Raw genomic sequence first — 11485 nt, 5'->3', positions numbered from 1 at the left:
GCAGCGTCAGAAATCACATCATAGAGTGCTTGAATCTTAACCAAGACGTTCAAATATTATTCAATTAGAGAAAGTCTCTCTTTACGTATATTAATCTTCTCCATACACTTTATTATTTTACAGGAATTACGTCCTTTCTCCCTCTCTTATTTTGATAAGCAGTTATCCGTTTTGTTTTCAGAAAGTTTTTAAAGCCTCTTTTTACTATTTTTTGTCCATTTGACCATACCATATCATTTAAACTTCATAAATTAATATTGAATAACATAAAAGGAGGAATTTAATTGGGTTATTATAAAAAATATAAAGAAGAGTATTACACTTTGAAAAAAACGTATTACAAAAAGTATAACGACCATGATAAAAAGCATTGTGATTGCGACAAAAAGTTTCATGATGATGATAAAAAACATCGTGATTGCTACAAAAAGTTTCATGACGATGATAAAAAACATCGTGATTGCGACAAAAAGTATTACAATGACGATGATCATTATTATGATTTTGTCAAATCGTATAGAAAACATTACTAAATATCTTAAATCTCTATTTATTGCCCCGGTGACATACCGGGGGTTTTTTTATAATATCTGTCGACGTACTCTAATTTTTTGTGAAGTCTCGTGTCTCATTTCGTCAATATTTGAAATTGTGTTATGGCTGCTGTAAATTCAATTATTAATGAACACATGTCATTTATCTTGGATTGTAATTAGTGTCATTACTAATGTTTATTTTATCGACTCCTCAATCCTAAATGTGGTAAAATAAATAAAAATATGAAAAATGTAGATATAAGAAAAAGGAGCATTGATATGTATATTAGTATTATAATTTTAGCATCCATGCTTTTATGGGGTGCGGTTATTCATGAACTAAATAAACCTTCAAAAAAGCAAAGCACCCGAAAAATTGTTTCTTTGACATCTTTAGGATCTTTATCTACTTTAGTCATTACTATTTTACTATTTCAAAGCTTCCCTTTTTAAAGTTTGTTTAAAATGAGATGCTTCGTATTAAATATTCATTTTATACATATCATTATATGTACCTTGGCTGAAACCTCCATTGTTCAGATCACAGCATGAAAACAGCCAAGGTTTTTAAATTTGCTTACATTGTTCCCGTTGAACCGTGTCCGCCTCTATCTTCATTCCCTAAACGCTCAACTTCAATTAATTCAACTGCCGGCATCTTTTTCATGATTCTGAACTGGCAGATCCGCTCCCCTTTCTTAATCTCTGTGTCACGTAACGCATAAGCAGGAAAGAACCAAAAATCGTTGTCTCCCTTGTACGACTCATCGATAACACCCATTGAGTTTGTTTGAATAACGTTAAAGTTCTTATAAGTACTTGAACGAGGAACAACATGTGCTTCGTAACCTTCAGGCAATTCCATAGCTACACCTAATGGGACAAGCTTAAATTCACCTTTTTTTATTGCTATATCTTCAGCTGCCCGAAGATCAATCCAGTCTCCTTGCTCAATTTTGCTGATTCTTTTTTGTGTTTCATCTAGATATTTGATTTTAATTTGTATTGTCATATGTATTACTCCTTATCATTTTTTGCATGATCATACGGTAAGACCTGTTCTTGTGTCGTTTTCATCAGTTATAAATTGAACTTCTTCAAAATCATTCTTTAAAGCATTGAAGTAAAGTTTTTCAATGGCATTTTTGTTTTTACATTATATCGAAACATAGCTATTATCTGCAATCAAAAGGACAAGTTCGCAATCACGGCTAATAAACTCTTCATATGTCTGGACTTTTATTAACCGTCTTTCCAGTTCAACGAAAATGGTATAGTACTGATTTGTTTTATATAATTAGCTATATCTAACGGCTGCAGTATTCTCCATAGATAATTTCCATATTCATTCGGTATCTGAAAACTAACTCCCCTTTTCATATTTACTCCTCACTTAAACAATTTTCTGAACCGATTGATTCCAATCTTCTTTCACATTTTCTCAGCCCTTCCCATTTAAAAAGTTCTTCTAACGTTCAGTTAGGCGTTCCTCAATTCTTTATCAAGAAGAGTTAGCCCAGCCAGTACCTTCAGTTTCACGTTTGGAAGCAGTTATTTCGGTATCGATGAAGCCTTCTCGTGTATCATAGATTTGCTGTTGAATGAATTCAAATGGAGTTGAATAAGATAAGATCGAAACTATCCAACAATTAACATTTATTTTGCGGTTAAATGCGTTTTTTATTATTCCATAAGAAGGAAGGAAGCGTTAATGACAAAGCTTTGCCGAGAAGTTTGGATTGAAGTCAATCTTGATGCCATAAAAAAAAATTTACGAGCGATTCGCCGTCATATTCCAGATAAGAGCAAAATTATGGCTGTCGTAAAAGCAAACGGTTATGGTCATGGGTCTGTAGAAGTGGCGCGCCATGCACTGGAACATGGGGCGAGTGAGCTCGCTGTTGCCAGCGTGGAGGAAGGAATCGTTTTACGAAAAGCGGGGATTACAGCACCTATCCTTGTGCTTGGATTTACCTCCCTTAGTTGTGTGGAAAAGTCAGCAGCTTGGAATATAACATTATCAGCATTCCAGGTTGATTGGATTAAAGAAGCTAACGAGATATTGGAAAAAGAAGCGAGTACTGACCGGCTGGCTATTCATATTAACGTGGATACTGGAATGGGACGATTAGGTGTACGCACAAAGGAAGAACTTTTAGCAGTAGTGAAGGCACTAAAGGCAAGCAAATCTCTCAGATGGACAGGGATATTTACACATTTTTCTACAGCTGATGAAGCTGACAACACACTAACCAAGCTGCAACACGATAAATTTATTAGATTTCTCAGCTTTTTAAAGAACCAGGGCATTGAACTGCCCACCGTGCACATGAGCAACACGGCTGCAGCTATTGCTTTTCCTGAATTTAGTGCTGATATGATTCGTTTAGGTATCGGCTTATATGGGTTATATCCTTCAACCTATATCAAACAACTAAACGTCGTGAAGCTTGCTCCTGCATTAAGTTTAAAAGCGCGTATCGCTTATGTGAAAACCATGCGGACAGAACCCCGAACCATCAGCTATGGCGCGACATACATCGCAGAACCCGACGAATTCATTGCCACCCTTCCGATCGGATATGCTGACGGTTATTCCCGTGCACTTTCAAATCGCGGGTTTGTTCTTCATCGCGGAAAACGAGTCCCGGTGGCGGGAAGAGTGACGATGGATATGATCATGGTGAGTTTAGGCGAGAGCGGTGAAGGTAAACAAGGAGAGGAAGTCGTGATTTACGGCCAGCAAAAGGGAGCAGAGATTTCTGTTGATGAAGTTGCTGAAATGCTTAATACGATTAACTATGAAGTGGTGTCTACATTAAGCCGCCGCATCCCTCGTTTTTATATAAGAGATGGTGAGATTTTCAAGGTATCAACTCCAGTATTATACGTGTAGGTTTGCACTTGCGTTTATGCCTTTTATGCTGAAGCAAGCTTCCTCTACCGGAGGGATTTTACTTTTCTGAAACCAAACAAAAAATCCCTCCTATAGGCAGAGAGATTTCATGCGTCAGTTTCATGATTGTATTATAAATCATGATACCTCAATAGCTGATTTTTCGGGGGTATCTTTATCATGTTGAGAACGGAAATGCTCTTCAAGTTCTTCAAGTGTACGCCCCTTTGTTTCCGGCATGAATTTGAAACAAAACCGAGTGCCAATATACCCAACGCCACGATATAAAGAATGTAAAAGACAAACCTACAGATGAAGTTTGTCTTCATTGTGTGTACAATGGTTGTTTTTTTTTTGATGAGGGTATGGTATTTATGATGAATTGAATAATTTATTAAACTAGTTTCTATTTTCTTTGTCAATTAAGCTTCTTAAGAATGGACAATTAGGTAGTTCAGTGTCACTATCTCTTAGAAAATACTGTTTCCATTCGTGATTATCTACATTCCCGTAACTGTTTAAAGCAGGATGAATGGGAATAGTATCATATTGATTAATTCTTTTTCTTACTTGTTCTTTAATCTTTTTAGCGTATTTTTCGTTCTTATTAAATTCTTGAAGAACCCAACGTGGGGTAATGGCCATCATCATATAAGGAAAATGCCTACTCTTTCTCTCTTCATGCTTTGGGGTGGCACAATACATAAAATACTGCTCCCCATGAAAACAATATTCCCATTCATGTTCTGATGGATTCTGGGGAATATGAATGGGCCAATCCTTCTCATCTAGGTCATGCAATTTGTTAAGTTGCTCCCAAAACAATAATTCAAAATCCTCTACGCTGCTTTTATTAATAAGATCTTGAGGCGTGTCAAAGAATACAATCAACGTTGTATACTTCCCGTAATCCCTACAGTTTATCGTGAACTCTTTTAGTAAATTGGCTAGTTCTAGGGATGTTTGGTCATATTGAGGTTGCCCTACAAATCCATACCTGAGATGCCCAAGTGAGAAAGATTGAGTAGCTGGAATACATGGAAAAAGATGCTCTTTATCTTTCATTTTGTTACTAAAAGCATTCAGTGCATCCTTTTGCCAAGGTAAAAGACATGCTTGGGCAGCTGCTTCAATTCCTTTCATTAAGTTTGTCATACGATAGCCTCCTTACATCATTAGACTATCGCAAAAGTGTTGTATAGGTGTTTGTCCTGTTAATAATTAGGCACTGTTCCACAACACTTTTATGGTTGAAAGATTTCCACTTTACATGTAAGAAGGAGATCATATTTTACGATTTATGTCCACCAGTCAGCCCTGCTCTGTGAAGTGCAGTTCCTGCAGGTGTATAAGAAACGGCTCTCAGAATCGCTTTCGACCCATATTTACTCCTAATCCCATCCATTACAAATCCGAGTTTCCTTCTCTTTTCATTATCCACTTCAAATAAACTCAACTGCTGATTAACATCATCCTCAATATTTGATAACGTAACTGAGATACTTCTCACTGTTTTACCCGAGTAAAACTTATGAAAGAGCATCAAGCAGCATCTATAAATGTCCATGGTAATATTTGTGGGAAGATCAATTGTTTTGGATCGATGAAATCCACCACCAAGCTCATCTTTACTGTATCCAATTCCGAGGCTAATTGTTCGACCAACTTTGTTGTGTGTACGTGCCCTTCTTGCGACTTCCTCGCAAATCTCCAGAAGAACAGCCTTAATCTCTTCTCTCCTTGTGTAATCCCTCAGTAAAATCTGACTCTTACCGAAACTAATCTGTCCTTGCATTAGTGGAGCTCCAATTTCTGATAAATCAATTCCATGGGCATGATAGTACAACTGGTTTCCCATTATGCCGAACTTCTTCTCAAGCAACGCTAAGGGGTACTTAGCTAACTGACCTACAGTTGATATTCCCATCCGATTTAGGTTTCTTTCCATCCTCCCTCCTATCCCCCACATTTTAGACAAAGGGCGAACCTTCCAGAGTTTATTTGGCACATCTTCATATCTCCAACGTGCAATCCCACTCTTCGTTTTCTTACTCTCCAGGTCAAGCGCAAGCTTACTGAGTAACATATTATCTCCAATACCTACTGTGCACATTAGGCCAAATTCTCTCCACATGCTGCTTTGGATGGCTTTGGCCATTTCTTCAGGATTTTCTTTTCCTGCATCTAAAAAAGATTCATCAATTGAATACGTATGGACACATTTTTCAGGAACAAATCTGTAAAACAGTTTTGTAATCTCAGTTGAAACTCTGATGAAAAGCTTCATTTGCGGATTTACAATGTGTATTCTTGGATCTTCAGGTATCTCAAATAGTCTCGACCCTGTTTTGATTCCAAAATCTTTTTTAAGTGCAGGAGATGCAGCTAACACTACACTTCCCTGTCTCTCCGTGTTTCCTACAACAGCAAGATAGCATGTTAAAGGGTTAAGCCCCTTTGTTACAGCCGATACAGAAGCATAAAAGGATTTCATATCGACACAAAGTATATTCTTACGTGGAAATTGTGAGTAATCAATCATTGTATGTAACTCCTATGATGTCTTTCATGTTGATATAAACTGTATTGTCGTTCTGGTCTTTTACGTGTAGCTTTTGTTGCTCAAAATTAATGTAATGCACTCTGCCGGCGACAATTTCAACAAAACCATCGTTGAAAAGCTTGAATTGCAGCTCTTTATAAAATTCCAATGCCTCAGAGACGAGAAGCTCCATCTCTTCAATTTGTTGGTCATCTAAGGACGGCTTTTCAATTTTTGATACATCAATTAAATCTTGTTTAAGCTGGGTTAAATGTTCCGGAAGCATCATTGATGTCCATTTGATTGTTCCTCGATCTCTAAGCAAATTGGCTCACTCCCTTATTGATCTAATATTAACAGAACAAACGTTCTTTATTCAATAACAATAGGAACAAAGGTTCGATGTAAATGTTGGTAATGCCATTCCATATCCTAGAATGACCCTTACTTAACAAATACACCTCTAACAATTCGAAGACACAAAAAAACAAGGGCATCAAAACCCTTGTTATTATTGTTGCGGCCGAGAGGGCTTGAACTCTCGTTATTCACCCACTAGGCCATCAACATTTAATTGTGTATCATAAAATGAAAGAATTAAGAAATAGGTACTATTCGATACCTATTTTTTATATTTATTTTAAACGTCTAGTGAATTTCGGCAGACCAAATATAATTGCTATGATACCGCAGATCCCGATTATAACAGGATAGAAAGAATAATGCACGATACTGACAGGCGATATTTTTCCAAACTTCCCTGCCGATAACATCTGCGCGCCATAAGGTATTAAGCCTTGAATTACGCAGGAAAAGATATCTAAAATACTTGCTGATTTTCTATTGTCGATTTTAAATTCATCAGAGATATTTTTCGCAATTGGCCCGGCTGCAATAATAGCAATTGTATTATTGGCAGTAGCTAGGTTTGTAACGCTGACCAATCCGGCAATACCAGCCTCAGCGCCTTTTCTCGAATGGATTCTTTTAGAAATGAATCCCATTAAAAAGTCAATCCCTCCGTTTTGTTTCATGACGCCGACCATTCCGCCAATTAACATTGAAAGAATGATAAGATCAGACATTCCTGCAATCCCATCCGTAATTGCTTTAAAATAAGATGCAAGCGTCAAGCTTCCGCTTGCAAACCCTATAATTCCTGTTAAGATCAATCCGCAGAAAATGACAGCCACCACATTAAAACCAATTAACGCAAAGACTAACACGGCAACATAAGGAAGTACTTTAAACCAGCTGTAAGATTCAGCTCCGGTATGTCCTACGTGTCCTGTCGGTATAAAAAATAATAAAATGACAGTTATGATAGCAGCAGGCAAAACGATCAAAAAATTTGTTTTAAATTTATCAATCATTTGTGTTTTTTGTGACCGTACTGCCGCGATGGTAGTGTCCGAAATAAAAGAAAGATTATCTCCAAACATAGCTCCGCCCACAACAGCTGCTATAGCTATTGCAGCGGACAAGCCAATTTCTCCGCTCAAACTGGCGCTAATTGGAGTAACTGCCGCAATCGTGCCCATTGATGTTCCCATCGAAACAGAAATAAAACCAGAAATGATAAAAAGCCCTGGCAGCATAAACTGCTGCGGAATAAAACTCAAAGCAAGGTTGACGGTTGAGTGTACAGCTCCCATCGCCTCAGCCGCAGAAGCAAAAGCACCTGCTAATACAAAAATGATAACCATAATAATAATGTCAGATTGTCCTGCACCGGAAGCAAACCATTCTATTTTCTGATTGAGCGATTGCTTTTGGTTTAATAAAAGCGCAAAAGCTGATGCTATAATTGCTGCAATCAATATTGGCAATTTATAGAAATCTCCAGTTATTACACCAGAGCCGACAAAAAGGCCTACAAATAAAAATAGTGGAAATAGCGCCCAAGGATTTCCATTTTGTTTCATCTAAGCAGCCACCTCTAATTTCAGTATCAAAGTCGTCTAAACAACATTCCATACTTTAAAAGGCTACAGTAAAAAAGTCAAGCAGAAAATAGTATAGTCATTATTGCATCAATAACAGAGAAGAAAGAAAAATTTTTTTAAGGAGAGGAATAAACACTCTCATCAACAGGTTATGGGGAGGTTCCATATTCAACTAAAAACTGTTTTTTGATGAGATGCGAATTTCCTTATTAAACATTAGGGAAGCTGTCAACATGACACGATACTGGACATAAAAGCTAATTTTGCATTTATCAAAAATAAAAAAAGGAAAGGAATCATACTCTAAACAAGACAGTGAAATTTCAGAAAGCTGAGAAGCATTTACTAGAGAATAACTTTTAAATTACTAAGTTCTCATTCTATTAATCAAATCAAAAAATCCCCTGACACCATAGTGCCAAGGGATTGAGAGATTAATATTGAGACATATACTGTTCGCGCTCCCAAGGATGTACTTGCGTGCGGATTATAACCTAGGCAATATATCAATGTCATAGTGCATGCTAAACGTTGAATTAAAAAGGTTCTCTTATTTCTCTTCGAATAAGAAATCATCAAGTATATTATAATTGTGGGTGTTTTGTGGGTGTCTTTGTGGGTGCCCACATCTATTCATTTTTAGATTTTTATTGTAATCTAAAGATATACATATAAAGGAATAACACCTTAAAGACTTAGTGGAGGTTTTTTTAAGGGGAATTAAAAACGAGTTTTATACGGTTCAGTGGCGCTTTCAGTCGGAGTTACAACATTCTCTTCAAATTCACTATCAGGAACACTTTCGTCTTCAATGATTTCTTCTTGCGCTACGTCCTCTAATAAATCCTCATCTTCATAGACTGGAGCATCTGCTAAATTAGCTAATACGAATCTTCCGAAACATCAGAGTAATCTTCGTATGTATCCTCTTCGTAGTTAAAGTCATCCTCATACTCTTCATACTCGGAATCAACTGGATTTCCATCTGATCCTTGAACTTCTGTTCCAGGTTGAACCGGTTGCTCAATTGACTGGGCTTCAGCAAAGTTGGGTAATACAAAAGTTAGCAGCAGAAGCAAACTCAAAACGACACTCAAAATCTTCTGATAGCTTTTCATTAATTCCCTCTTTTCTTTAGAATTTTTAACACATTTCCATTCTAGTATATGATGTTAAAAATAAAAAAATAGGAAAATGATAATTATTTTACAAGAAGTCTTTGAGTTGATCTAATATAATCTCAGTATCTTCATTTTTGGACTTTCCTAACTCATTAACAGCTTCTTGTACGACAGCTCTTAGATTATTAGATTTTATTTGATGTGAATATGAAGAAACAATTGACATCAACACGTCAGCCAATTCAAAAGCCATGTCACCTTGTGCTCCTATAGAATTATCTTTAATAATGTTCAGCAACCACTTTAGGTCTTCAACACTTTGGATTGGAAAAAGAGAAATCCTATGAATCTCCATAGGGTTCTTATTAGCCAGGATTTTTTCAATACCTTCCTTCTTAATAGCTTCTGGATCATTTGGATCAATACTTGGAATTTCATCACAATCTAAATTTTCGTCTTCTTGAACTTCTTCGTATTCGTGTGTATAGAGTTTAGATAAGAATTCATCAAATGAATCTGCAATCTTAAAATTATTATTTAATTCAATATCAAAGTAATGAACAGGTGGATTTTCATTAGTTAGACGATAATCTAAGGCGACCCAATTATGTCCATCCCCCTGTATTAACAATAATCTTTGTGGTAGCCCCCACTCTTTTATTAGATATTCACTCTCTAAGATCCCTAGATCCTTTCCTATACCTCTAATATGATCAACTTCAATATGGTCGTCTGCCCAAGATGTTTCCCGATCTGTTGGGAACGCATTAAAACTAATCAATCCACCATTTTGTTGGACAACCAATTTTTTATATTGTTCAGGCAACGTTAAGTTTAACTCTTGTTCAACATTCTTTATTTCATCTTCACTAATGTCTTTTAACCTAAAAGGATCATATTCACTGCTCTCCCAAAACTCACTCATTGTATTACCTCCTAAGGCTATGTAATGATTCTCCAAGACTATACGCTTTTAAATTCGGAAAGTTTCATCAAAGTTGTGATGGAAAATAAAACAGGCGGTGATGTTTTTCACTTGAGGCTTATCTTAGAAGAAAAGCCAGAGAGTATGTGAGGGGACCCTCTGGCCTATGGTTGATACACCCACTATGATACATCTACAGGATACTTTATATTTGTAATGTATTCAAGCAGCTTCAGCTTTGAATAAAATGGGAATTTTATTTAGAGTCAAAAGGAAAAATCCATTCCAAAAAAATGACAGAGACTCACTTGTCTGAATTTTTGATTATCCCTCGAAAGACTAAGTGCTAAATGGGATATGTTACAAACGAAAGGTGGAATAATATGGCTAGTTTCAGAAAAAGAGGAACTACATGGCAATACAGAATAAAACATAAAGACCCTTTAACACAAGAGCAAATTGAAGTCTCCAAAAGTGGATTTAAAACAAAAAAAGAGGCACAGTTAGCTGCAAGAAAAGAAGAACAAAGATTGATAGGTGATTTAGAAATTAACGGAGGAGAAACCCTTTTAAAGCATTATCTTAAAGATTGGCTCGCTCAATATAAACAAGGAAATGTTAGAAAAAACACTTACATTCTCTACGAACGAAATGTTAATACAAAAATTCTTCCCTATTTTCAGGACATTAAACTAAAAGATATTAAACCCTTACGTTATCAAAAATTCATTAATTATTTAGCAGACCAAGGGTACAGCAAAAGAACAATTGAAATCATTCACGGGACAATGTTCAACGCTTTAGCTACTGCAGTAAAACCTCTTAAAAAAATTGAAGAAAACCCATGTGAAGGGGTAACAATTCCTAGAGCTAAAGCTAAGAAAAAAGAAAAGTTAGAATACATTAAGTCAGATGATATTCCCCTCTTCCTTAAAGTTGCAAGACAAGATACTTATTTGTACTATATCTTCTTTAAAACTCTACTTGAAACAGGTATGCGTAAAGGAGAAGCAGCTGCTTTACAAAGAAAGGATATTGATCTAAAAAATAACTTCATCAACATTAACAAATCTTTAGACTTCCAGGTTAAAGAAGGAGAAGAAATATTCGGGGAAACAAAAACATATGAACCCGAAAGAAGAATTAAAATCAGCAATTCATTAGCAAAAGAATTTGCAGCACACATGAACTACTTAAATGATAATAGAATAGTTTTTAATGAGATTTACGAACATGAAATAGATCTAGTATTTTGCAGACAGGATGGAAAACCTTTGCCAAAGTCTACCCTCTTCAATGCACTCAATCGCATTCTGAAGAAAGCTGGATTAGAAAAAATGCCAATTCATGGTTTAAGACATACTCATGCTGTCCTTCTTCTAGAATCAGGTGCAAGTATGAAGTTTGTTCAAGAAAGACTCGGACATAAAAATATAACCATCACATCAGACGTATACTCTCATATATCTGAGAAGCTTGAAAATACATCAGTGGATGGTGGGACTGACCCCCGTTTTTG

Annotated in this window: 10 protein-coding genes and 2 pseudogenes; 3 read left to right on the top strand and 9 right to left on the bottom strand. The window is 36.2% G+C overall.

What is annotated here, in order from left to right; genetic code table 11:
• Positions 1-284 precede the first annotated feature (284 nt).
• Complete coding sequence (locus MOF34_RS19830) at positions 285-533, top strand: hypothetical protein (RefSeq protein WP_268401450.1); 249 nt, start codon at positions 285-287, stop codon at positions 531-533.
• Between the two features lie 580 nt (positions 534-1113).
• Here the strand turns inward: MOF34_RS19830 and MOF34_RS19825 are convergent.
• Positions 1114-1548, bottom strand: a complete 435-nt coding sequence (locus MOF34_RS19825; RefSeq protein ID WP_268401449.1) for a dUTP diphosphatase — start codon at positions 1546-1548, stop codon at positions 1114-1116.
• 30 nt (positions 1549-1578) lie between these two features.
• Positions 1579-1916: pseudogene (locus MOF34_RS19820) on the bottom strand (DUF2691 family protein).
• 331 nt (positions 1917-2247) lie between these two features.
• On the opposite strand from MOF34_RS19820, the gene alr reads away from it, so the two are divergent.
• On the top strand, positions 2248-3432 hold the full coding sequence (gene alr, locus MOF34_RS19815) for an alanine racemase (RefSeq protein WP_268401448.1): 1185 nt from the start codon (positions 2248-2250) through the stop codon (positions 3430-3432).
• 138 nt (positions 3433-3570) lie between these two features.
• Here the strand turns inward: alr and MOF34_RS19810 are convergent.
• From MOF34_RS19810 to MOF34_RS19780, 7 genes and pseudogenes are all read right to left on the bottom strand, one after another.
• A pseudogene (locus MOF34_RS19810) lies at positions 3571-3748 on the bottom strand (MFS transporter); the annotation flags it as partial.
• An 83-nt stretch (positions 3749-3831) separates the two neighbouring features.
• Entirely contained in the window at positions 3832-4587 is a 756-nt protein-coding gene (locus MOF34_RS19805; protein WP_019714501.1) for a YqcI/YcgG family protein, read from the bottom strand.
• Positions 4588-4723: 136 nt separating this feature from the next.
• Positions 4724-5974 carry a DNA polymerase thumb domain-containing protein gene (locus MOF34_RS19800; RefSeq protein ID WP_268401447.1) on the bottom strand — a complete coding sequence of 417 codons (1251 nt, stop codon included), beginning with the start codon at positions 5972-5974 and terminating at the stop codon, positions 4724-4726.
• The gene (locus MOF34_RS19795) at positions 5967-6260 is read right to left on the bottom strand and encodes a YolD-like family protein (protein WP_268401529.1); all 294 of its coding nucleotides are present in this window, start codon (positions 6258-6260) and stop codon (positions 5967-5969) included. Before MOF34_RS19795 ends, MOF34_RS19800 begins: the two co-directional genes overlap by 8 nt.
• 349 nt (positions 6261-6609) lie before the next feature.
• Entirely contained in the window at positions 6610-7899 is a 1290-nt protein-coding gene (locus MOF34_RS19790) for a Na+/H+ antiporter NhaC family protein (protein ID WP_268401445.1), read from the bottom strand.
• Between the two features lie 902 nt (positions 7900-8801).
• Positions 8802-9038, bottom strand: coding sequence for a hypothetical protein (locus MOF34_RS19785; protein WP_268401443.1), 237 nt, complete (start codon positions 9036-9038; stop codon positions 8802-8804).
• Positions 9039-9126: 88 nt separating this feature from the next.
• The gene (locus MOF34_RS19780) at positions 9127-9966 is read right to left on the bottom strand and encodes an SMI1/KNR4 family protein (protein WP_268401442.1); all 840 of its coding nucleotides are present in this window, start codon (positions 9964-9966) and stop codon (positions 9127-9129) included.
• Positions 9967-10349: 383 nt separating this feature from the next.
• On the opposite strand from MOF34_RS19780, the gene MOF34_RS19775 reads away from it, so the two are divergent.
• Positions 10350-11485 (top strand): tyrosine-type recombinase/integrase (locus MOF34_RS19775; protein ID WP_268401441.1); only part of this gene is annotated, 1136 nt, incomplete at its 3' end.

It is taken from the genome of Bacillus sp. T17B1 (assembly GCF_026796395.1).
GTDB lineage: Bacteria > Bacillota > Bacilli > Bacillales > Bacillaceae > Bacillus > Bacillus spizizenii_A.
The sequence above is the reverse complement of the archived record's forward strand: the minus strand, read 5'-3'. Positions and strand labels throughout refer to the sequence as shown.

Coding starts and splice junctions, on each gene's coding strand:
- MOF34_RS19795 (WP_268401529.1), bottom strand. CDS start 6,260: ATGCTTCCGGAACATTTAACCCAGCTTAAACAAGATTTAATTGATGTA.
- MOF34_RS19825 (WP_268401449.1), bottom strand. CDS start 1,548: ATGACAATACAAATTAAAATCAAATATCTAGATGAAACACAAAAAAGA.
- MOF34_RS19785 (WP_268401443.1), bottom strand. CDS start 9,038: ATGAAAAGCTATCAGAAGATTTTGAGTGTCGTTTTGAGTTTGCTTCTG.
- alr (WP_268401448.1), top strand. CDS start 2,248: ATGACAAAGCTTTGCCGAGAAGTTTGGATTGAAGTCAATCTTGATGCC.
- MOF34_RS19780 (WP_268401442.1), bottom strand. CDS start 9,966: ATGAGTGAGTTTTGGGAGAGCAGTGAATATGATCCTTTTAGGTTAAAA.
- MOF34_RS19790 (WP_268401445.1), bottom strand. CDS start 7,899: ATGAAACAAAATGGAAATCCTTGGGCGCTATTTCCACTATTTTTATTT.
- MOF34_RS19805 (WP_019714501.1), bottom strand. CDS start 4,587: ATGACAAACTTAATGAAAGGAATTGAAGCAGCTGCCCAAGCATGTCTT.
- MOF34_RS19800 (WP_268401447.1), bottom strand. CDS start 5,974: ATGATTGATTACTCACAATTTCCACGTAAGAATATACTTTGTGTCGAT.